Origin of the sequence: Streptomyces sp. NPDC051963 (assembly GCF_044593495.1) — a bacterium.
In the GTDB taxonomy this organism is placed as follows: Bacteria; Actinomycetota; Actinomycetes; order Streptomycetales; family Streptomycetaceae; genus Streptomyces.
The window spans coordinates 7,644-29,691 of sequence record NZ_JBIUCC010000002.1; the positions used below are offsets into that span (position 1 = coordinate 7,644).

Below are 22,048 nucleotides of genomic sequence, written 5' to 3' on the forward strand. Positions count from 1 at the left end.
CCGCCTCCGGCGGCGGGGCGTGGGGGGGGGGGCGCCCCCGCCGGGGGGTGCGCGCCCCCCCCCGCCCCCTTCACCCCCACCCCCCCCCCCCCCCCGGCCGCGCCCCCCCCCCCCCCCCACGTCCCCGACCCACCCCCACCCGCAGGCGCAACGCGCGCACCCCACAAACCGCAACAGGCCGCCGCAGGCATTGACCCCCCGTTACGCACGAGTAAGTTGACTCACGGGTAAGAAACAGGGAGCCGACATGGGCGTACGCAAGGATCTGAAACGGGCCAAGCGCACCGACCTGCTGACCCGCACAAGGGTCGAGATCGTCAAGGACACCGACGGCACAGTCCGAGAGGCCCGCACCCCACCCCTGGCAGCACGAGCCACCACCGGCAGCACCGCAGATATCCCCTTCACCAACGCGGCCGAGACTCCCCAAGCCGTAGTCCTGCGCCGCAAACAGAACGGCACCTGGCACCCCGTCACGGCAGCCGCCTTCGCCGCCGAAGTCACCGCCGTAGCCAAGGGCTTGATCGCCGCAGGCCTCGAACCAGGCGACCGGGTAGCCCTGATGTCCCGCACCCGCTACGAGTGGACGGTCCTGGACTTCGCGATCTGGGCGGCCGCCGGCCAGACCGTCCCGATCTACGCCACGTCCTCCGCAGAACAGATCGAGTGGATCATCCGAGACTCAGGCACCCGCTTCGCCATCACGGAGACGCAAGAGAACACCAAAAGCCTCACAACAGCCACGACCCACCACCCCACATCCCCCCGCACCTGGCAACTGGACGCAAACGCCCTCACCGAACTCACCGCCCTGGGCCGGGACATCCCCGACGAGGAGGTCACCAAGCGCCGCACGACACTGACCCCCGAAACCACCGCCACGGTCTGCTACACGTCGGGCACCACGGGAAAACCGAAGGGCTGCGTCCTCACCCACGCCAACCTCCACGCCGAGGCGGCCAACACGGTCGAGCTGCTGCACCCCTTGTTCAAGGAGGTCACCCGCCAGACCGCGTCGACCCTCCTCTTCCTCCCCCTCGCCCACATCCTCGGCCGCACGCTCCAGATCGCCTGTCTGATGGCCCGCATAGAGATCGGCCACTGCCCGAGCATCAAGCCCGACGAACTCCGCCCGGCGCTGAAGGAGTTCCGCCCGACCTTCCTCGTGGGCGTCCCGTACCTCTTCGAGAAGATCCACGACACGGGCCGGGCCACAGCGGAGAAGATCGGCAGAGGAGCCTCCTTCGACCGCGCGGACCGCACAGCCGTCCGCTTCGGCGAGGCATACCTGAACAAGTTCCTGGCCACAGGCAAGGGCCCAAGCCCCACCCTCTACGCGGCATGGGCCCTGTACGACCTCATCGTCTACCGCCGCATCCGCAAGGAACTGGGCGGCCGCATGCGCTACGCGATCAGCGGCGGCTCCCCACTGGACCGTAACCTCAACCTGTTCTTCTACGCCGCCGGAATCATCGTCTACGAGGGCTACGGCCTGACCGAGACCACAGCGGCCGCCACCATCGTCCCGCCGCTGAAGCCCCGCCCCGGCACGGTGGGCCTCCCGGTCCCCGGCACCACGGTCCGCATCGCGGACGACGGCGAGGTCCTCATCAAGGGCGGCACGGTCTTCGCCACGTACTGGAACAACCAGGCCGCAACCACCGCCGTACTCACCGACGACTGGTTCGCCACCGGCGACCTGGGCGCCCTGGACGAGGACGGCTATCTCACCATCACGGGCCGCAAGAAGGACATCCTCGTCACCTCCGGCGGCAAGAACGTCTCCCCGGCCGTCCTGGAGGACCGCCTGCGCAGCCGCCCGCCGGTCGGCCAGTGCATCGTCGTGGGCGACAACCGCCCCTTCATCGCCGCGCTGATCACCCTCGACCCCGACGCGGTCACCCACTGGCTGTCGGTCCGCAAGCTGCCCGCCGACACCCCGCTGTCCGACCTGGTCCGGGACCCGCGGCTGCGCGCCGACGTCCAGAAGGCGGTGGACTACGCCAACGAGGCGGTCTCCCGCGCAGAGTCGATCCGGGCCTTCGTCCTCCTGGAGGGCGAGTTCAACGAGGACAACGGCTTGCTGACCCCGTCCCTGAAGGTAAAACGGCACGCAGCCATGACAACGTACGCGTCCGAAATCGAGAGGCTGTACCGAACCTGATCGAGGCGCGCACCGAACCTGATGCCCCTTCAGCGATCACCCATGCGGGCGACCCACGCCGAGCTTCCCCCCTGACTTGGCGTAATAGGCGTATATATAACCATGTGTCACCGTGCGAGAGGAGCTGCACCAAAGGAGGACGCATGGCCCCTGAACGCCGCCGGTCCGCGCTAACTCGACTGACGTTCATCACCGCCGCACTGGTCGCGGCGGCGGCCGTAGCTCCAGGCCTGGCCTTCCCTTTCCCGGCCGACCCCGCATCCCGCCCAGACCCACAGCGCTCCACACCCATGACGCAGAGCCCGCCCCCATCCCCAGCCCTATCCCCATCCCCGCCACCCCCGGACGCAGGCCACGCCCCGCCGGGAATCGCAGCGCACCAGCCCGCGTTCGGCGCGTACCTCCACTACGGCCCCCCAGGGCTCAAGCGCATGAAGCAGCTCACCCGCTGGCTGGGCGGTCACGAAGTGCGCGTGGGGCACACGTATCTGCCGGGGGACCTGTGGAACAACATCGAGGGCGCGCACGGCTTCCTCAACAGCTGGGCCGAGTGGCGGCGCGCGCAGGACGACCGGCTGTTCGTGCTCAACGTGCCGCTGATGGAACGCAACGAGGAGAACGTCCCCGACCGGGAGGTCGGACAACTGCTGCGCCGCGCCGCGGCCGGCGAGTTCGACGACCACTTCCGGGTGCTGGCCGAGCGGCTGGTCGAGCTGGGGGTGCCGGACACGGTCCTCGTGCTCGGCTGGGAGATGAACGGCATCACGTACACCCATCGCTGCGACCCCGATCCGGAGCGATGGAAGCGGTACTGGAGGCGCATCGTCACCGTCATGCGCTCGGTCCCCGGCCAGAAGTTCAAGTTCGACTTCGCCCCGAGCCGCGGCACCGACGCGATTCCCTGGCCGAAGTGCTATCCCGGCGACGACTACGTCGACATCGTCGGCATGGACTCGTACGACCAGCCGCACGACATGACGTTCGACGAGCAGGTCACCGAGCCCTACGGCCTGAAGTACCACGTGGACTTCGCGCGGGAGCACGACAAGCCGATCTCGTATCCGGAATGGGGTCTGTTCCGCAACGGCGACAACGTCACGTACATGCTGCGCATGCTCGCGTGGATGGACGAGCACAAGCCGTTCTACAACACGATCACCGACTACTGCCCGCACGGCGTATGGCTGTGCTCCGCCAACCCTCGTGCCTCCGCCCTGTACCGCGCGGTGCTGTCCAACCCGCCCGAGCCGAAACCAACCCCGATCCCAGCCCCGACGGACCCCACAAAACCGAACCCCACACCCCCACTCACCCCCACCCCCACGCCCACGCCCACGCCCACGCCTCCACTCCCACCCATGCCCTCCAAGCTCCCGCACTGCACGCCGCTGGACCTCTCCGGCTGGCTGGAGCAGCAGATCGGCGGCAAGCTCACCGTCTGCCTTCAGTGGGCGGAGCGCTACTCCTGATCCGGCGGACCGGACTTCCCGCGCAGAACCTTCTTGGCGCGGCGCCGGGCGGCCGCCTCACCGACGGCGGCCGCCAGCAGCGGTGCGGTGCGGCGCCGGGCCAGCAGCAGACGCTCGTTGACGACCGTCTCGGGACACCAGCGGTACTTGTACGGTTCGTCGCCGCGCAGCAGGCTGAACACCCGATGCCCACCGTCGGACGCAAGGTCGGCGGACGCGCACAGCAGCATCGTCGCCACATCCACCTTGCGCTCCCGCAACTGCGGGTGGAAGCCGTACATGTACAGGCCCGCCAGTCCCCCTGACAGCAGATTCAGCTTGACCGCCACGACCGAGCCCTCCAGCACGAACTCCGTCACCGCGGCCTCGCCGGACCGGGCCATGGAGACCGCCGACCGGACCAGGTGCTCCAGGAACCGCGGCCGCATGTGCTCCGGCGACACCTTCCTGTCCTGCCATTGCAGCCGGTGCAGTTCGAGGAGCCGACCGAGCGCGGCCTCCGTCTCGTCGTGCCGCACGACGCGCCACTCGACGCCGAGCCTGGCGAGCTGGTTCACCTTGTTGCGGATGCGCCGGGCCCGCGAGGTAGGCAGCCGCCCGACCAGCTCGTCCATGGGCACGGCGGGCAACTCCAGGCACAGGGAGTCGCGCATCCGGTGCCGCGGTCCGCGCCAGCAGCGGTAGACCCGCTCCAGCGCGCTGCCCGGCCGCACCTCACGGAAGTCGATCAAAGCGGTGCGGGCCAGCTCACCCAGGGCGTCAGCCAGCGCTGAGGTGCACTCGCCCGCCGCCGCTTCATCGAGGAGCACATCGCAGAAGTCGGTGATGGTCCCCCCGATCGCCACCAGCGCCGGCAGCGGCCGGTACTTCCGCATCAGCGGTGCCACCGCGACCAGTTCACCGCCTCTGCGCACCAGCACCAGCCGCAGCCGCCCCGGACTGCCGTACGACAGCCACCACGAGTGCAACCAGGCATGACTCTGGAACGGTGTCGCCGACGGACAGGCCCGGAAGAGGCGTTCCCACTCCCCGGCCAGCTCCCCGAACGCGCGCTCGTCGGTGCACACCTCCACCGACAGCGCGCGTCCGGCCGAGATCATTCGAGCGTCCCGCGGGCGTCGGCGGCGTGGGCAGGCCCCGGCACCGGTGCCCGACCCGCCTCGTCGTCCTCCGCCCGCCGCGGCCGGGCCAGCAGCGCGAGGCCACCCAGCAGAGCGCCGGCGCAACCGCCCACCAGCGTGGTCAGTTCCGACGACGCCGACGACGGCTCGGTGGGCTTCACGGCACGGGAGAGGCGCTCAAGTCGGATGCCGGTCTGCTTCTTGGTGTGACCGGCCTCTGTGATCAGCGCACGGGATACGGCGTTGGCGATGTCGACGGCCTGGCCCGGCTTCGACGAGGTCGCCGAGACCGAGACCATCGGCGCGTCCGGCGAGGTGGCGACCTGCACGCTCTCGCGCATCGTCGCGGCCGGTACGCCGGCCCACATCTGCGCGTCCCCGAGGACCGCGAGCTGCGGGGCCACCCGGCCGTACGCCTGCGCGAAGCCGAGCGCGTCGGTGCAGTCGACGTCGGACCGGCCGGACGCCACGGCCACGACGGAGCTGGTCGCCGTGTACTGCGGCGGCTTCAACTGGCCGTACGCGCCACCGGCCACGGCACCGAGCACTGCGCCGGCGGGCAGCAGCCACCACGAGGGCAGCCGCTTCACGCGTGTCCGGCGGAACCGCCGTGCACTGCGATCGGGGTTGTCGGTCATGGGGAACTCACTTCCAGGGTCGAGCCGGACAGAGCGGCCGTGTACACATTCATCAACTGCCGGGCGCTGCACGCGATGTCGTAGCGGTCCACGGCGGCCGGAGCGGTTCGCATCCCCGGTCCGGCCGCCCGCAGTCGCAGCAGTTCCCGCGCGTACGCCCCCTCGTCGCCGATGACGCGCCGGGCACCGGGAGCTGCGTCCGGCGGCAGGTCCTCGACGGCGGGGCAGCTCGTGTAGAGCACGGGGAGCCCGGCGGCCAGCGCCTCCACCACGGCCAGGCCGAAGGACTCCTCCGTGGACGGCGAGGCGAGCACGTCCATCGCGGACAGCAGGGCGGCCAGGTCGGGTGCGTCGTCGCCGGGCTCCGGCAGGGACGGCCGCTCGCCGGTCAGCACCACCCTGTCCCCGACCCCCAGTCCCAGGGCGATACGCCGCAGCGGCCACGCCTCGGACCCGCCGCCGACCAGCAACAGCCGTACGTCACCCGGAAGTTGGGTCAGTGCGCGGACCAGCAGGTCGAAACGTTTGCCCGGGGCGAGGCGCCCCACACCGCCGATGACGTACGCGTCCTCGGGCAGCCCGAGATATGCCCGCGCCTCCTTGCGGCGCACCTCGTCGAAGCGGAACCGGGGTGCGTCGATGCCGTTCGGGATGACATGGATGCGCGGCCCGGGCACGCCCCAGTGGCGCAGCCGCTCGGCCACCGTCGGCGAGACGGCGACCGTGGCGTGGCCGAGGCGCTCGCCGGCCAGGTACAGCGCGCGGATGCCCGCGGTCAGCGGCCGGCCCTCCAGCCGGGTGGCGCCGATCGAGTGCTCGGTGGCCACGACGGCCCGAACTCCCGCGAGCCGCGCGGCGATCCGGCCGTAGACGCAGGCCCGGTAGAGGTGGGTGTGCACGAGGTCGTAGCCGCCGGCGCGGATCAGCCGGGCGAGCCGGGGAAGCGCCCCGAGGTCGCGGTTGCCGCGCATCCCGAGGTGGGTGACGCGGACCCCGTCGGCGGTCAGGCCCGCGGCGACCGGGCCGGGGTTGGTCAGCGCCACCACGTCGCACTCGGCGGGCAGATGGCGCAGCAGCAGCCGCAGCTGCTGTTCCGCTCCGCCGACGCCGAGGCCGGTGATGACGTGCAGAGCCCTCACGCGGACTCCAGGGCGCGGCCGTGGATCCGGGCCAGGCGTCGCTTCAGCTCCAGCCGCAGCGAGGTGTCCGCCTGTCCGATGTGGATGCGGGGGAGCGCGAAGTCGCCGGAGCCGGCCGGGCCGGGGGTGATCGAGCAGGCGTAGCGGTAGCCGGCCCGGCGTACGGCGGCGACGGCACGCTCGTCGAGATATCCGTACGGGTAGCAGAAGCCCTCGATGTCGCCGCCGGTGATCCCGGCTAGCCGGTGCCGGCTGTCATTGGTCTCGGCGTGCAGTTCCTCGTCCGTGGCCTTGGTCAGATCGACGTGGACCAGCCCGTGCGAGGCGATCTCCATGCCCGCGGCCGCGGCACGGCGGATGCCGTCCAGGTCGAGCAGCGGCTTGCGCGGGCCGGTCGCCTCCCAGGCGTTCTCGCCGCCGAGCCGGCCGGGCAGCACGAACACGGTCGCCGTGAAGTCCCAGCGGTGCAGTACCGGCAGCGCGTGGGTGACGAAGTCGTCGTATCCGTCGTCGAAGGTGAGCCCCACCAGGCCGCGCGCCGCGCCACGGGCACGCGCCGCGAGCAGCTCCCGGACGCTCACCCCGCGCAGACCGCGGCCGGACAGCCAGGCGAGCTGCCGGTCGAGGCGCGCGGGGGTGACGGTGACGTTGTACGGGTCGTCCGGACAGTCCGAGACGGAGTGGTACATGGCCACCCAGGGGGCGGAACGCCGCGCCGGGCGTCCTCCCGCGGGTGGTGCGGGATCGGGTGCGGCCGTGTTCGGCGCGGCGGAGGTGTCAGCGACCATGGCGAAGCCTTCGTTTGACGGAGCGACGGACGGAGTGCACGACGGAAAGCAGGAGGGACCGCGTGTCCGCCACGTCGAAGATCCAGGCCAGCAGCAGGAAGACGGCGGTCACGCACATGCAGCAGGCGGCGACGGACGCCGCGGGCGAGGCGAACAGCCCCGCGCAGACCAGCCCGGCTCCGGTGGCGCACACGGCCGCGCACACCGGTCCGGCGAGTCGGGCGACGATCCGACGGACCCGCACGGGCACGCTGCGCGGCCCCAGCCCGTGCAGCAGGAGCAGCGCGGTCAGGGTGATGCCGACCGCGTTGGCGGCGGCGATGCCGCGGGCGCCCCACTGCTCCACGGCCCAGGCGCCGATGACGACGTTGGCGAGCACGCCCACACCCATCGCGCCCAGGGGGTACCAGGTGGTCCGGCCGGCCGAGAAGTACGACCGTACGAGCGCCCCCACCAGCGTGTGACCGAGCAGTCCGACCGCGTACACCCGCATGACGGCGGCGGTCGCGGCGGTGTCCCCGGCGGTGAACGCACCGCGCTGGAACAGGAGCTGGACGATCTGCGGCGCCGCGGCCACGATCGCGGCGGCGCCCAGCAGCGCGATGGAGGCCACCAGCACCAGGTCCCGTTCGACCCGGTCGCGGGCCCGCCGGGTGTCGCCCCGGGCGACGGCCTGCGCCACCACCGGGAAGGTGACGACACACACCATCATGGCCAGCGACATCGGCAACTGGGCGACCTTCTGGGCGTAGTTGAGGTGCGAGATCGCGCCGGCCGGCAGCCCGGAGGCGAAGTAGCGCTCGATGAGGACCTGCGACTGCCGGCCGAGCGTGAAGAGCAGGACCGCGCAGACGAGGCCACGCGAGAGCAGCCTGCCTGTGTCGCCGTCGCCGCCGCCCCCGTCGTACGCGGAGCCGGGCCCGTCGGGCCGCCCGGCGATCCGCCGCCACAGGGACGGGGCCTGGACGGCGACCATGAGGCACCCGCCGAGCGCGACACCGAGAGCGGCGGACCGCACGCCCCAGCGCTCACTGAGCACGAGCATCGTGGCGATGATCGTGATGTTGTACGCGATGTAGATCGCGCCCGGGGCGAGATAACTGCGGTGGGCCCGCAGCGCCGCACTGCAGTACCCGGCCAGCCCGAAACTCAGGACGCACGTCGCCGTCAGCCGGGTGCAGGACACGGCGAGGGACGGATCGGGCAGACCGGGCGCCAGAACGGAGACCAGCAGCGGAGCCCCGGCCACGAGCGCGGCGCCGACGCCGGCGAGCGCGAGGCACAGCCGCGGCAGCGAGGCGGCGACCAGGGCGTGCACCGGGTCGGGGGTACCGGCCCCGGCCGCCCGCCGCGCCAGAGCCACACTGAACGCCGGCACGAGCACGAACGCCATGCCGTCCTCGATCAGCAGCGTCGACGCCATCTCCGGCAGAGTCCAGGCCACCAGAAACGCATCGGTATCCGCCCCTGCCCCGAAAAGCTCCGCAAGCGCCCTATCCCGCCCGAGCCCGAACAGCGCCCCGGCCATGGACAACACGGCGGACAACAACGTCGCCCGCGCAAGAAACCGCCGCGAGGCAGCGCCCTCCCGCGCGGCGTCCGTCGTGAGGGTGCCGCTGTCGCCCGGGGACCGGCTGACCATGTCGGTCGTGCGCCCGGGCGTCATCGTGCGCTCGATTCCGCGGCCGGGGGAGCCGTAGCGTCGTCGGCCGGTGCCGACCAGGCGGCCAGGCCCAGACAGATGGCCGTCAGGACGGTGGAGGGGCCGCCGATGTCGGCGTAGAGGAAGTCGATGAGGGTCCACAACAGGAGCCCGCAGGTGGCGAGCGCGTAGTTCTGGGCGCGTCCGCCCCGCCGCAGCCGGCGCAGTGCGCAGACCAGCAGGGCCAGCCAGCTGCCCGCCACCGTGAGCAGGCCAAGCAGGCCCTGCTCGCTGAGGACCAGGAGATACATGTTGTGCGGGGAGAGCAGGGGCTGGCGCCGGTATGTCTCGCCCGCGCCTCCCGTGTCGCTGCCGGACGACAGCGCGAGCGAGGCATGGCCGTCCCGGTGCGCGGGAAAGGCCTTCAACCCCACCCCCGTCACCGGGTGTTCGCGCCACATGTCGGTGGCCGCCGCCCACAGGGTGTACCGGTCGACGACCGACTGGTCCGGCGCGTCGGCGACCTGGGTGATGCTGGTCAGCCGCTCCTCCAGCACCGAAACGCCCACACCGAGCCCGCCCACCAGCACCACCGAGGCCGCGACCGCCGCCGCGAACACCGCCACCGCCCGCCGCACCCCGGCCAGTAGCAACTGCGCCCCGCAGGCCAGGACCGTGGCGATCCAGGCTCCCCGGCTGAAGGACAGCGCGAGCGGCACGAGCAGCGCCACCGCACATCCGACCGCCACGACCTGCTGCCGCCGCGCCTTCGTCCCCAGGGCAAGACCGGTCGCCGCCACCACGCCGTACGCGACGACGGTCGCCATCCCCATCACGTCGGACGGCCCGAACGTACCCACCGCACGGATCTCGGCCCCGTCGTACGAGGCCCCGGTCCCGGTGAGGTACTGGTGCACCCCGATCGCCCCCTGCCACAGCGCGAGGCCGACCAGCGACCACAGCACCAGCCGGGCATCGCGACGGTCCCGCACCAGCAGCACCACCGCGACCGGGACGAGCACGAACACCTGCAAGTAGCGGGCCAGTCCGGTGATCGCGTCACCGGGCGTCAACGCCCCGGCCGCCGCCACCGCGATGCCCACGGCGGGCAGCCCGAGCACGACCGCCGCCGTCTGCGTCAGCGGGCGCCGCGCCCGGCGTGCGGTGTGGACGGCCGCCCACAGCACGAGCAGCCCCGAGGCCGCGTCGGCGGGGGTGGCGGCGCTGTCCGGTGCGACCGGCAGCCCCAGCAGGGCGACGACCGCCACCACCGGCAGGACGGGCAGCGCCCGGCGCAGCGCCGGCAGGGACAGCACAAACGGGGGCGAGACCGCAGACGGAGTGCTCACCGGTGCTCAGCTCCCCGTCGGCCGTACGAACTGTGCCGCCGTGCGCACCAGGATGCAGACGTCCTGCCACAGCGACCAGTTGTCGATGTAGGCGTTGTCGTAGCGGCACCGGTCCTCGATCGAGGTGTCGCCGCGCAGCCCGTGGATCTGGGCGAGTCCGGTGATCCCGGTCCGCATCCGGTGGCGCGCCGGGTAGCCCGGATGGGCCTGGCTGAACTTGGCGACGAAGTAAGGCCGTTCGGGTCTGGGCCCGACCAGGCTCATGTCGCCGCGGAAGACGTTCCACAGCTGAAGCAGTTCGTCCAGCGAGGTGCGGCGCAGGAACTGGCAGAAGCGGCTCATCGCCTGCTCGTCGGCCACGCTCCAGCGGGTCGCGGACTCGTGCGCGCTGGCGGGCCGGTGCGTGCGGAACTTCAGCATCGTGAACGGCCGCCCGTCCTTGCCGATCCGCTCCTGCCGGAACACCACGCCGGGCCCGTCCATGACCCGCAGCACGAGCGCGCAGATCAGCAGTACCGGGCCGGCCAGCACCAGCAGCAGGCCCGAGAGCACCACGTCGAGCACCCGCTTGCCCACGCTGCCGGGCCGTCGTACGCCCACGGGACACAGCAACCTGCGCGAGAAACCCGCCAGCTGTTCCGTCCCCTCGTGCCAACCGGCGGGGCCGTACGACGGAGGGTCCGCGTCCAGCTCCCACAGCACGCATCCGTACGCGGCAAGACCCCGCAGCACAGCCGCTTTCTCCACCCGAGTCCCGGCCCCCACGACGAGCACCGTCTCCACACCGTTCTGGACGATCGCCCGGCGCGCGTCCTGACCCGTGGTCAGCACCGGCAGCCCCGACTCGTCGTCGGCGTCGCCGAGGACTTCCAGGCTGTCGGCGACGAGCCCCACCGGCCGTACCCCGCAGCCCGGTTGGCGCAGCAACGCGGCCGTGACCCGTCGGGCCGCCGCGACCGGACCGACCACCAGAGCGGGACTGGGCCTGCGCCGCAGTGCCCGGCGCCGGCGCCCGTGCACCGCCGCACGGCCCACGCACGCCGCCACGCAGTGCACGGCGACAGCGGCGACCAGCACGGTCAACTCCACCGACCGCAGCGGTGAGAGCGCCGCGACAGCGGCCCAGCCGACGGTGATCCGTGCGCAGACGGCGGGGAGTTCGTCGAGTACGCGGGGGGCGACCGAGGTGTCGTACAGCGAGGCCCGTCGGTTCAGACCGATCACTCCGAGGGCCAGCAATGCGATGACCAACGGGTATCCGTGGGCCGCGGGCACGACGAGGGCGCCCAGCAGGGCGGCGGCGCCGTCGACGAGCCACAAGGGCGCCGGGGAGATCCGCCGCGGACGACGGGGTCCCTGCCCGGCGGGCGACCGGCGGCCGGCGGCGAAGCCGCGCGGGGAGAGAACGGAGACGGCGCCCTCTGCCGCCCGCTGCCGCCCCGCGGGCGGGGTAACGGTGCTGTCCGCGGTCATGTGGCGATGCACTTCCTGGCCTCGGTGGATACGACCGGCGTCCTGGCGACGCCGAGCAGTTCGCGGTACACGCCGGTCACTGCCTCCGTGGCGTCCCGCAGGTCGTGGGCGGCGAGCACATGCGCGCGGCCCTGTGCGGCCAGCGCGGTACGCAGCGGCTCGTCCCGCAGCAGCGTCGTCAGCGCCCGTGCCAGCGCGCCGGGGTCCTCCGGCGGTACCAGGCAGTACGGCAGATGACCGGGCGGCAGGCTCTCGCGTGCCCCGTCCACATCGGTGACGACGACGGGCCGGGCGCACGCCATGGCCTCCAGCGGGGCCAGCGCCATGCCCTCCCAGCGGGACGGCAGGACCACGAGGTCGGCGGCCCGGTACCAGGCGGCGATGTCGGACTGCGCGCCGGCGAACTCCACCGACGCGGGCGCACCGGCACGCAGCCGGTCCGCGTCCGGGCCGTCGCCGACCAGCACCAGTCGCGCGCCGGCCACCCGCCGCACCACCTCGGGCCAGGCCTGAAGGAGCACGTCCTGCCCCTTCTGCCGGCACAGCCGGCCCACGCACACGACGAGCGGACCGGCCCCGGACCGCGCGCTGTCTCCCTCCGGCCGGAATCTCTGCGTGTCGACACCGTTGGGGACCACGCGCCAGTGGGCGGTGATTCCGCAGCGCTCCCCGGTACGCCGTTCCGCCTCGCTCACGCACACCACACGCGCCGCCCACCGCGCCCCGAACCGCTCCCAGCCCAGCGCCAGCCGCGCGACGACTCCGTCCGCGGCCTCGAAGGACCAGGCGTGCGCCTGGAAGACGGTCGGAAGGCGGCCGTGCACCGCGAGCCGGGCCACGAGCCCCGCCTTCGCGCTGTGCGCGTGCACCAGGTCCGGCCGCACCTCGTCCAGGAGCCGCCCCAACCGCCGTACCTCGCCCGGGAGCCGGTGTCCCGGTGAGCGGGTCGCGTCCCAGCGGAGCACCGTGCAGCCCAGCGCGCGCAGGGCGTCCGTCAGCGTGCCGCCCTCCGGACAGGCCACGGTCACCCGCAGTCCCGCGGCGAGCTGTGCCGCCACCAGGTCCGTCACGACCCGCGCGACACCGCCCTCGACGGGCTGAGCGACATGCAGAATGTGCGGGGCGGGACCCGGGGAAATATCCATGACCGAGGCTGCCCTTCCGAGGTGAATCGTCCGAACCGGCAACGGGTGTGCGACTCGCGTTCGCGATTTGAAATCCCGCACCTGTTCGAGAGGGTTCGGTTCTGTGGTTCAACAGGCTTCATTGGGTTGAGGGGTTGAGCAGCACCAGGCGCATAGCCATATTTATCGCCTAATCGGTCATTCGTGTTGGAAGGGCGACGTTTTCCGAGTTGTTTCTCGCGCCGGACCACCCATTCGGAGTCGCCGTGCGGGGTGTTCCCGGTGCGGGACGCGCGGCAGGGCCGAGCGCGGCATGCCCACCGCGTACCTGCCAGGCCTGCCGCCCCTCTGATGCCGGGCGGCACAACGGGTCTTTTCGTATGAGTTCCTGGAACTTGGCGGCGGCAGAGTTTCCAGGAAGGGCCACTCTCGTTAGCCCGGGAGAACTGAGACCGAGTCACTCGCGATGCCCGAAGAAATGAAACCCCCTCTGCCGGCCGCGAGTTACGGAAGATGATTTGCCAAGAAAGGCGCACGATGAAGAACTTGAAGGCCGCTGCCATGGTCGTCGGCTCCCTTGCCATCGCCGGCGGCACTGTGCCCGCCGCCGCGGTGGACATGCCGTCGCAGGGCCTCGTCGAGGACGGAAAGACGGTCGCGCGCAGCCTCCCCGCAGCCGCCAAGGTGCCGACGGGCTTCGTGGGCAACAACGTGAAGCGCACGGCGGACGACATGAAGGACCGTGTGAAGGGCCAGGGAATCGTGAAGACCCCTGTCTTCGGCGCCGCGCTGCCGAACCCCGTCGACGGGCAGCTGCTCGGCGGACTTCCGGTCGGCAAGTAGGCGGTCGAGCAGGCACTTTCCTCCTCGCCGCTCCGACCGGGTCGGCTCCGCACCTCGGAGCCGGCCCTTCGGCATGCAGGGAATGCAATTGCCCTGTGCCCCCGCTGGGCCAAACGAAGGAATCAGGGTGACCATCGCCCGCACAGCTCCGTTGTCCATACTGAATGGGCGCTCTTTCCTCCTTGTTGGCGCTCTCTCGTGACTGTGGGCCCTGGCCGCGCTAAGACGCAGCCAGGGCCCACGGGCTTTCCACGGAACTCACCACAGTGTGGAAAAGCCAATGGCGGTCCACCGGGTTTCCGGCGGACCGCCATCGGGTGAAGCACTGCTCAGAACAGCAGGCCGCCGATGTAGGGGGCGTTCTGCGACTGGTCGATCTTGTTGGTGTTGCAGCTGGCGTAGTGCGAGTTCGGCGCGACGACACCGGCGAGGACAGCTCCGTTGGACCACGGGGCGAGGCAGCGAGCGTCGAGCACGGCGCCGTTGACGACGGCAATACCCTGCTGGGGTTCGTTCACGACGACCGGGGACGCCGAGAAACCGCTACCGCCCTTGACGGTGGTGGTGTCGCCGTCGGCCGCCGCGGTGCCGCCGGTCGCCAGGACGATGCCTGCGGCGATGGCGGAAATGGCCGTAACCTTGTTACGCATGAGTTGAGCCTTTCCGGGCTGCGTTTGGGGGTTTACCTGCTCCGAATTGCTCGGGGCAGGAGTCAGAACAGCAGGCCGCCCTTGTATTCGGCGTCCTGCGACTGGTCGATCTGGGCCGTGTTGCAGGAGGCGTAGTGCGAGTTCGGTGCGGCGACGCCGCCGAGGACGGCACCGTTGGACCACGGCACGGCACAGCGGAGGTCGACGACCGTGCCGTTGACGACGGCTACGCCTTGCTGAGGGGCGTTCACGACGACGGGGGACGACGAGAAGCCGCCACCGCCTGTGACGTCCGTGCAGTCGCAGGCCGCGGCGGTGCCGCCTGCCGCGAGCGCGATGCCTGCCGCGAGGGCGGAAATGGCCGTAACCTTCTTACGCATGAATTGCGCCTTTCCGGGCTGCGTTTGGGGGTTCATCTGCTCCGTACTGCTTGGAGCGGAGATCAGAACAGCAGGCCGCCCTTGTAGGCAGCGTTCTGCGACTGATCGATCTTGTTCGTGTTGCAGCTGGCGTAGTGCGAGTTCGTTGCGACGACGCCGCCGAGAACGGATCCGTTGGACCACGGGGCCAGGCAGCGACCGTCGACGAGGGTGCCGTTGACGACCAGAACGCCCTGCTGGGGGGCGTTCACGACGACCGGGGACGACGAGAAGCCGTCACCGCCCTTGACGGTGGTGCTGTTGCCGCCACCGCCGCCGCTGATGCTGCCGCCGTCGGCCAGGGCAGTGCCGGCGGTGCCGACGACGGTGCTGAGGGCGAGGGCCGTGATGACCGCGAACTTCTTGGACAACTCGATTTCCTTCCTGAATTCACGGTTGCGCACGCTTACGTACCAGGAAACCCCTATAAGCGCGCATAAGTCACGGTGAGATCATTCAAACACGGGCAGATTCCATCGAATGGCGCAACGCGACGTGACCGCGGGGGATGTGAATTGGAATCCGCGCGGTGTTCCGGGGAAATACCTGGTTCGTTGTGCCGTGCGGATGTCGACGTGCGTCCGGCCCACCGGCAGGGTGAGGGCCGGTGGGCCGGACGGATGGTTCGCGGGGCCGGTGGGCTTGCGGACCCGCAGTGTGCGGAGGTGGAGCCGCAGGTCCGGAGCCGGCGTCTGGGTCTGGTCGGTCTCCGGCTGCCGAGAACCGGATCAGAGTCTCAGAATTCCGGGCCCGGTTGCCGGGTCGTCACTTGGCGAGCAAGGTGCCGAGCCCGGCGGCGGTCGGGGCCTGCAGCGGGTGGACCTGGACGGAGCCCTTTCCGGCCGGGTTCTTCACCGGAATAGTGGGCTTCTTGTCAGCGCTCGGGTCCATTCCGTCCAGGTAAATGCCGGACATTCCCCCCGAGGCGTTCTGGTCGAACGCGCTGCCCTTTCCGATCTGCCCCTCGCGGGCCAGCCGCGTCACGGCGTCGGCCGCGGGCACGACCGCCGGAGTCACCTTGGTCGGGGACATGAGACCGAGCGGGCTCGTGTTGATCCCCGTTCCCCCGGCGGCCGACGCCGCGGCGGCGGAGCCACCCACAAGACCCGCACCGATGGCCAACGCCGCAGTGGTGAAAACTGCCTTCTTCATGATTCACCTCGCGTGAAAGTTACCTCTGATCCGACGGTTGGAGAACATAGCAGTCCATGAGCTCCGCAAAAGCGACGCGTTACTCCATACGCATGAATGCCACAGGAGTGAAAGAATGCAATGCGCAGAGCGCTGCGAATTGATTGGCATTTGGTCGGCGAATCAATTGATCGTATTGTGCGTCCGACTCGGTTCGACTCGATCCGACGCGGTTCGACTGTGCAGACGATCCGAAAGCAGAATTCACCTACCCTCGCCTCATGATCACCGGCACGTCGCTCATCTGGTCGGAAGAGTTCAACGCCCCGATCGCCTGGGGCTCCAAATGGGTCGGCGACAGAACGAGCGCCTACCGCTACGGCGATCACAACCCGGACGACAACAAGCTCGACTGGCTCACCCCCGACTGCGTGCTCGTCTCGGACGGCATGGCCACCTTCACCGCCACACCGGCCGGCCACGTCCTGGAGAACGGCCGACAGGCCTGGCACACCGGCCTCCTCACCACCGAGTACTCCGGCGAGGGCTTCCAGGTGAGGACCGGCGACTACATCGAGACCCGCGTGCAACTGCCCACCGGGACCGGAGCCTGGCCGGCGCTGTGGACCTGGAAGGACGGCGAGAACGAGATCGACGTCTTCGAATACCACCCGGACAACCCGAACCTGCTGGAGCTGTCCAACCACGTCAACTGCGCGTCGACGTACCACTCGGACGTCGACGCGGTGGCCCCGAAGAAGTGGGTGACCGTCGGCACCCGCTGCGGCGCGCAATCCGTCGAGTGGTACGTCAACGGCAACCGGGTCTGCTGCGACGGCACCGGCGTCGGCCCCGACTGGTCGGCGTACCTGATCCTGAACCTGTCGCTGAGCGCCGGCCGGTACCACCCGGCCCCCGCCGCCCCCGTTCCGATCACCTTCGGCGTCGACTACGTCCGCGTCTACCGGGGCGACACCGCCGTATGGCCGCTTCGGTGGTGACCGTGGGGCGCCCTGCTCGGTTGCTCGTACAGACAGCCGAACCGTGCGAGGAGTGAGCGATGACGGTCAGCGCCGGTGGGGTATCGGAGGATGCGGAACAGGGGCCGGGGAAGCGGAGTCGGAGGGAGGTTACGCGGGGGCTGCTCGCCGCCTCCGCCGCCGTGGCGCTGACCCCGGTCGTCGCGGCCTCACGGCCCTTGCGGCCCGCGGACGAACCGGCGGACAACGACACCGACAGCGATACCGCGTTCGACGAGACCTACCACGGTCGCCGTATTCAGGGCGCTCTGGTTCCTCCCGGGGGTCTCGGCGCCGTCGACGTCGAATGGCACGTCACCGTGGACGGCCATCCGCTGCATCTGATGCGCCGTGCCGACGGCACCTGGCTGAGCATGCTCGACCACTACAGCTGCTACCTGAACCCGTTGGAGGCGACGCGCGCGGCCGTCGACGAACTGGGGCCCCGCCGACGGCTGCGCAACCTCGCGCCCGGCCCGTTCGGCGGCGGACACCCGCACAAGGGGGCAGAGCATGACGTACGTGCGTAAGGACGCGAGCAAGCTGACGCGCATCGAGCGGCGGCGGTTCGTCGAGGCGTTGCTCGAGGTCAAACGGAGCGGTGAGTACGACGAGTTCGTACGGCTGCACATCGCGCACTTCGTCGGGGACGGCGACCGTGGTCTGCGCGCCGCCCATATGACGCCCTCCTTCCTGCCCTGGCACCGCCGGTTCCTGCTGGACCTGGAGCAGGCCCTGCGTCGCGTCGACTCCTCGGTGACGGTGCCGTACTGGGACTGGACCCGGGACCGTACGACGACCTCGGTGCCGTGGACCGACGAACTGCTCGGCGGCAACGGGCGGCCCGGCGACCGGCAGGTGATGACCGGGCCGTTCGCCCGTGCGGCGGGCAGATGGACCATCAGGGCGGGTATCACCGACGGCGATTTCCTCACCAGGGACCTGGGCCGCTCGCGGAGTCCGATCGATCTGCCCACCCGGGACGATCTGAACCGGGCGCTCGACGACCCCGTCTACGACGTCCCGCCGTGGGACTCGACGGTCACCCAGGGCTTCCGCAACAACCTGGAGGGATGGGGCGGCAGCAACGGCTCATGGCGCAACCACAACCGGGTGCACCGGTGGGTCGGGGGTGCCATGCTCACCGGCGCGTCCGTCAACGACCCCGTCTTCTGGCTGGTCCACGCCTTCGTCGACCTCCAGTGGCAGCGCTGGCAGCGGCGCTACCGCGGGCACCGCTATCTGCCGGCGCAGCCGCCCGGCCCGGGCAGCGCCCAGTACGGCCGGATCGTCGCCCGGCATCAGAGGCTGCCGCCGTGGGACGTGACTCCGGACGAGTTGGAGGACATGTCCGGGGTCTACCGGTACGCCTAGCGAAAATCGTTCGGCCCCGCGAACGACGTCCACTAGCCTCCGGGCATGGCAACCGATCCGACGGAACAACTGGTCCGACTGTTCGCCGAGGAGAGCCGCGTGCGCGCCTTCGCCGCCGTGGCACTGGGCGCGGGGAACGCCGAGCAGGTCGCCCGGGCGGCGGAGCTGTCCCCGAGGGAGACGGCCGTGGCGCTGCGGCGACTGCGGGAGCAGGGCGTGGTGACGGCGGGGGACGACGGGGAACTGGGCGTCGCGTACGGCCTGTTCAAGGAGTACACGCGGGCGGCGGCGCGGCGGGACTCCGAGGCCGTCGAAAGCCCTGCCTCCGGGGACGAGCGGGCCGACATGATCCTGCGGACCTTCGTCCGGGACGGGCGGCTGGTCCGGCTGCCCGCGCAGTGGACCCGCAAGAAGCTGGTGCTGCGGCACATCGCCGAGCGGACTTTCGAGCCGGGCGTCGAGTACCCGGAACGAGCCGTCAACGAGAAGCTGCGCGCCTGGTGTCAGGACAGCGACGACATCGACCATGTGACGCTCCGGCGCCATCTGGTGGACCTGCACCATCTGTACCGGAGCGAAGGGGTCTACCGGCGGCCGGCCGGGCATGCCGAGGCCGCCGACATCGCCTGACCGCCGACGTCAGGGCAGCTGTCGTAGCGGTGAACCCGCCAGATACGCCTGGATGTTCTCGACCGCCTGGCCGTAGTACGTCGCGTAGTTGGCCTGCGAGACATAGCCCAGGTGGGGGGTGGCGAGGAGGCGGGGGGCCGTGCGCATCGGGTGGTCGGCGGGGAGTGGCTCGGTGTCGAAGACATCGACTCCGGCGCCGGCGATGCGGCCCTCGTGCAGGGCGGTGAGCAGGGCGTCCTGGTCGACGATCGCCGCGCGTGAGGTGTTGATCAGATACGCCGTCGGCTTGAGCAGGGCGAGTTCGGCGGGGCCGATCAGGCCGCGGGTGCGGTCGCTCAGGGCGAGGTGGACGGAGACGAAGTCGCTGTCGGCGAGCAGCTCCTCCTTGGCGGCCAGGTGGACGCCGTACTCGTCGGCGCGGTCCTTGGTGAGGTTCTGGCTCCAGGCGCTGACGTGCATGCCGAAGGCGAGGCCGATCTGTGCCACACGGCTGCCGATCTTGCCGAGGCCGAGGAGCCCGAGGCGGCGGCCGTGCAGGTCGGCGCCGACCGTGGACTGCCAGGGGCCGCCGGAGCGCAGGGCGTTGGCCTCCGGCACGATGCCGCGGGCGAGGCCGAGCAGCAGGGCCCAGGTCAGTTCTACGGGCGGGGTGGAGGAGCTGGCGGTGCCGCACACGGTGACGCCGTTCGCCTCGGCGGCCGCGTAGTCGATGACCGTGTTGCGCATGCCGGACGCGACGATCAGCTTCAGCCGGGGGAGCCGGGCGAGCAGCGAGGCCGGGAACGGTACGCGTTCGCGCAGGGTGACCGCGATGTCGAAGTCGGCGAGGGCTTCGGCGAGGGCGTCCTCGTCCGGGAAGTGGGAGTCGAAGCTGACGACCTCGACATCGTCCGCGAGCGGTGACCAGTCGGCGACGTCCGTCGCCGCCCGCTGAAAGTCGTCGAGCACAGCACAGCGCAGCCGCACGGCGGCTCCTCTCCATGGCCGGGGGACCCGACCCTACGTCAACGCCAACTCACCGGCTCACGACGGTTTCCCGCGCCACGCGCGCCGGCTTCTCGGGGTTGCGCACGACGTTGATCCCGGTGACGACTGACCAGCTTCCTCTCTGTTGATAGCCCCTTCCTTCCATCGCAGGTCAGCGCCTTGCCTCCGTGGGAGCGACGTCCGGCGTGCGATGGAACTTAGATGACCGGTCGGCTAACTTCGGTGATGCGGAGTGGATGTGCGACCGCTCCTGATCCAGTTCCTCAAGAGGACGCGCCATGAGTGCGTACAGCCGGCATGTCGTGCCGTCGAGGCGGGGTTTCCACGCCTGGACGCGACTCCCTCCGCCCGGCCGTCCTCGCCGTGGGAGCCCTGTTCCCTTCAAACCTGGAGTACAGCGATGAACGACAACGGACGTCAGGACGGCATCCACCCCTTCCCGGCCGGTATGCAGTCGCGGGAGATCGAAACCAACGGCGCCACGATCCACGTACGCGTCGGCGGTGAGGGACCGGCGGTCGTCCTGCTGCACGGCTTCGGCACCACGGGCGACATGTGGGGTCACCTCGCGGGCTCACTCGTCGAGGACCGCACGGTCATCGCGCCCGACCTGCGCGGACTGGGCCTCTCCTCGAAGCCTGAGGGCGGCTACGACAAGAAGAACCAGGCGGCGGACATCTGGGGCGTCCTGGACGCCCTGGACGTGCGCTCGATCGAACTGGTGACACACGACATCGGCATCATGGTCGGTTACGCGGTTGCCGCCACCCACCCCGAGCGCGTCAGCCGATGGGTGGCGATCGACGCGCCCCTGCCCGGCATCGGCCCCTGGGACCAGATCACACAGGACCCGACCATGTGGCACTTCGGCTTCGGCGGTCACGACATGGAGCGCCTGGTCGCCGGTCGCGAGCGCATCTATCTCGACCGCTTCTGGAACGAACTCTCCGTGGTCCCGGAGCGGTTCGACGAAGCCAAGCGCGAGCACTACGCGGCGCTGTACGCGCAACCCGGCGCCATGCGGGCCAGCTTTGCCCAGTTCCTGGCGTTCACCCAGGACGCGGCCGACAACACGAAGTTCCTCGCCCAGGGCAAACTTCAGATGCCGGTCCTGGCCTTCGGCGGCGAAGCGACCTTCGGCCCCGGGATCGGCGAGGTGCTGCGGTGTGTCGCCGACGACGTCGAAGACGCGGTCATCCCGGACTGCGGGCACTGGATCACAGAGGAACAGCCGCAGGCGACAACCGATCTGGTCGTCGACTTCCTGCGCCAGACGCGCTGAAAGACAGCGCCACCGTTCAGGGCGGGACGCCGATGACGCCCACCGACGTCCCGCCCGCCACGATCAGCCGCCCCGCCGGCACGTGACCCACCCGCCGCGCGCCAAGGCCGCGGCCGTCGTTTGGACACCCGCGATGACCAACTCCCGTACCACCGTCGACTTCTGGTTCGACCCCGTCTGCCCGTGGACCTGGCTGACCTCCCGCTGGATGCTCGAGGTTCAGAAGACCCGTCCCGTCCAGGTCACCTGGCACGTCATGAGCCTGGCCGTCCTCAACGAAGCACGTCTGGACCAGCTCCCGCCGCACAACCGCGAACTGATGGGCCGGGCCTGGGCGCCTGTCCGGGTACTGACCGCCGCACAGGAGGCCTTCGGTTCCGGCGTCCTCGAACCCCTCTACACCGCACTCGGGACCCGCTACCACCCTCAGCAACTGCCCAAGACCCGCGCCACCATCGAGGCCGCCCTGCGGGAGGTCGGACTGCCCGAGGACCTCGCCGAGGCCGGCGAAACCGACACCTACGACGTGGCGTTGCGCCGCACCCACCAGGAGGGCATCACCCTGGTCGGCCAGGAGGTCGGCAGCCCCATCATCGCCGTCCCCGGTCCCGACGGCGGCGAAAGGATCGCCTTCTTCGGTCCCGTCGTCACCCCCACTCCCACCGGAGAACAGGCCGCCCGCCTGTGGGACGGCACGCTCGCCGTCGCCTCCACCCCGGGCTTCTACGAAATCAAGCGGACCCGCACAGTCGGCCCGATCTTCGACCAGCCAGACGCACCCTGACCGCAGGCCGACATCCCGCCCG

22 protein-coding genes are annotated in these 22,048 nt (G+C 70.6%); 9 read left to right on the plus strand and 13 right to left on the minus strand.

Annotated features, from left to right (window positions below; translation table 11 throughout):
- Positions 1–247 precede the first annotated feature (247 nt).
- Complete coding sequence (locus ACIHFB_RS06560; RefSeq protein WP_400125637.1) at positions 248–2,164, plus strand: AMP-dependent synthetase/ligase; 1,917 nt, start codon at positions 248–250, stop codon at positions 2,162–2,164.
- A gap of 143 nt (positions 2,165–2,307) precedes the next feature.
- Positions 2,308–3,633, plus strand: coding sequence for a glycoside hydrolase family 26 protein (locus tag ACIHFB_RS06565; RefSeq protein WP_400125639.1), 1,326 nt, complete (start codon positions 2,308–2,310; stop codon positions 3,631–3,633).
- Here the strand turns inward: ACIHFB_RS06565 and ACIHFB_RS06570 are convergent.
- From ACIHFB_RS06570 to ACIHFB_RS06605, 8 genes are read right to left on the minus strand one after another with little or no spacing between them, the layout of a single operon-like run.
- The gene (locus tag ACIHFB_RS06570; protein WP_400125641.1) at positions 3,624–4,733 is read right to left on the minus strand and encodes a GNAT family N-acetyltransferase; all 1,110 of its coding nucleotides are present in this window, start codon (positions 4,731–4,733) and stop codon (positions 3,624–3,626) included. The two genes, ACIHFB_RS06565 and ACIHFB_RS06570, sit on opposite strands and share 10 nt — an antisense overlap.
- A complete protein-coding gene (locus ACIHFB_RS06575) occupies positions 4,730–5,392 on the minus strand; it encodes a lipopolysaccharide biosynthesis protein (RefSeq protein ID WP_365279523.1) in 663 nt (220 codons plus the stop codon). The genes ACIHFB_RS06570 and ACIHFB_RS06575 overlap by 4 nt, the downstream gene beginning before the upstream one ends.
- Positions 5,389–6,531 (minus strand): glycosyltransferase, encoded by a 1,143-nt coding sequence (locus tag ACIHFB_RS06580; RefSeq protein ID WP_365279520.1) that lies wholly within the window; start codon positions 6,529–6,531, stop codon positions 5,389–5,391. The genes ACIHFB_RS06575 and ACIHFB_RS06580 overlap by 4 nt, the downstream gene beginning before the upstream one ends.
- A complete protein-coding gene (locus ACIHFB_RS06585; RefSeq protein ID WP_365279517.1) occupies positions 6,528–7,319 on the minus strand; it encodes a polysaccharide deacetylase family protein in 792 nt (263 codons plus the stop codon). The genes ACIHFB_RS06580 and ACIHFB_RS06585 overlap by 4 nt, the downstream gene beginning before the upstream one ends.
- Positions 7,309–8,985, minus strand: coding sequence for a murein biosynthesis integral membrane protein MurJ (murJ, locus tag ACIHFB_RS06590; protein WP_400125644.1), 1,677 nt, complete (start codon positions 8,983–8,985; stop codon positions 7,309–7,311). The genes ACIHFB_RS06585 and murJ overlap by 11 nt, the downstream gene beginning before the upstream one ends.
- A complete protein-coding gene (locus tag ACIHFB_RS06595; protein WP_400125646.1) occupies positions 8,982–10,310 on the minus strand; it encodes an O-antigen ligase family protein in 1,329 nt (442 codons plus the stop codon). Before ACIHFB_RS06595 ends, murJ begins: the two co-directional genes overlap by 4 nt.
- Positions 10,311–10,316: 6 nt before the next feature.
- Positions 10,317–11,783 carry an exopolysaccharide biosynthesis polyprenyl glycosylphosphotransferase gene (locus ACIHFB_RS06600; protein ID WP_400125648.1) on the minus strand — a complete coding sequence of 489 codons (1,467 nt, stop codon included), beginning with the start codon at positions 11,781–11,783 and terminating at the stop codon, positions 10,317–10,319.
- Positions 11,780–12,928 carry a glycosyltransferase gene (locus ACIHFB_RS06605; protein ID WP_400125650.1) on the minus strand — a complete coding sequence of 383 codons (1,149 nt, stop codon included), beginning with the start codon at positions 12,926–12,928 and terminating at the stop codon, positions 11,780–11,782. The genes ACIHFB_RS06600 and ACIHFB_RS06605 overlap by 4 nt, the downstream gene beginning before the upstream one ends.
- A gap of 516 nt (positions 12,929–13,444) precedes the next feature.
- On the opposite strand from ACIHFB_RS06605, the gene ACIHFB_RS06610 reads away from it, so the two are divergent.
- Positions 13,445–13,750, plus strand: coding sequence for a hypothetical protein (locus ACIHFB_RS06610; RefSeq protein ID WP_400125651.1), 306 nt, complete (start codon positions 13,445–13,447; stop codon positions 13,748–13,750).
- Between the two features lie 329 nt (positions 13,751–14,079).
- On the opposite strand, the gene ACIHFB_RS06615 is transcribed toward ACIHFB_RS06610, so the two are convergent.
- From ACIHFB_RS06615 to ACIHFB_RS06630, 4 genes are all read right to left on the minus strand, one after another.
- Entirely contained in the window at positions 14,080–14,400 is a 321-nt protein-coding gene (locus tag ACIHFB_RS06615; protein ID WP_365279505.1) for a hypothetical protein, read from the minus strand.
- Between the two features lie 62 nt (positions 14,401–14,462).
- Complete coding sequence (locus ACIHFB_RS06620; RefSeq protein ID WP_365279502.1) at positions 14,463–14,780, minus strand: hypothetical protein; 318 nt, start codon at positions 14,778–14,780, stop codon at positions 14,463–14,465.
- A 62-nt stretch (positions 14,781–14,842) separates the two neighbouring features.
- Entirely contained in the window at positions 14,843–15,190 is a 348-nt protein-coding gene (locus tag ACIHFB_RS06625; RefSeq protein WP_400125654.1) for a hypothetical protein, read from the minus strand.
- Positions 15,191–15,584: 394 nt separating this feature from the next.
- Complete coding sequence (locus ACIHFB_RS06630; protein ID WP_365279496.1) at positions 15,585–15,971, minus strand: hypothetical protein; 387 nt, start codon at positions 15,969–15,971, stop codon at positions 15,585–15,587.
- A gap of 260 nt (positions 15,972–16,231) precedes the next feature.
- On the opposite strand from ACIHFB_RS06630, the gene ACIHFB_RS06635 reads away from it, so the two are divergent.
- From ACIHFB_RS06635 to ACIHFB_RS06650, 4 genes are read left to right on the plus strand one after another with little or no spacing between them, the layout of a single operon-like run.
- Entirely contained in the window at positions 16,232–16,951 is a 720-nt protein-coding gene (locus tag ACIHFB_RS06635; protein ID WP_400125656.1) for a beta-glucanase, read from the plus strand.
- A 59-nt stretch (positions 16,952–17,010) separates the two neighbouring features.
- Positions 17,011–17,499, plus strand: coding sequence for a tyrosinase family oxidase copper chaperone (locus ACIHFB_RS06640; protein WP_365279490.1), 489 nt, complete (start codon positions 17,011–17,013; stop codon positions 17,497–17,499).
- Positions 17,483–18,343, plus strand: coding sequence for a tyrosinase family protein (locus ACIHFB_RS06645; RefSeq protein WP_400125658.1), 861 nt, complete (start codon positions 17,483–17,485; stop codon positions 18,341–18,343). Before ACIHFB_RS06640 ends, ACIHFB_RS06645 begins: the two co-directional genes overlap by 17 nt.
- A gap of 45 nt (positions 18,344–18,388) precedes the next feature.
- Complete coding sequence (locus tag ACIHFB_RS06650; RefSeq protein WP_400125660.1) at positions 18,389–18,973, plus strand: DUF2087 domain-containing protein; 585 nt, start codon at positions 18,389–18,391, stop codon at positions 18,971–18,973.
- Positions 18,974–18,982: 9 nt separating this feature from the next.
- On the opposite strand, the gene ACIHFB_RS06655 is transcribed toward ACIHFB_RS06650, so the two are convergent.
- A complete protein-coding gene (locus tag ACIHFB_RS06655; protein ID WP_400125662.1) occupies positions 18,983–19,939 on the minus strand; it encodes a D-2-hydroxyacid dehydrogenase family protein in 957 nt (318 codons plus the stop codon).
- A 421-nt stretch (positions 19,940–20,360) separates the two neighbouring features.
- Between ACIHFB_RS06655 and ACIHFB_RS06660 the strand changes: the two genes are divergently transcribed.
- Together ACIHFB_RS06660 and ACIHFB_RS06665 are read left to right on the plus strand one after the other, a co-directional pair.
- Positions 20,361–21,242, plus strand: coding sequence for an alpha/beta hydrolase (locus tag ACIHFB_RS06660; protein WP_365279479.1), 882 nt, complete (start codon positions 20,361–20,363; stop codon positions 21,240–21,242).
- Positions 21,243–21,375: 133 nt separating this feature from the next.
- Complete coding sequence (locus ACIHFB_RS06665; protein WP_400125663.1) at positions 21,376–22,026, plus strand: DsbA family protein; 651 nt, start codon at positions 21,376–21,378, stop codon at positions 22,024–22,026.
- Positions 22,027–22,048 lie beyond the last annotated feature (22 nt).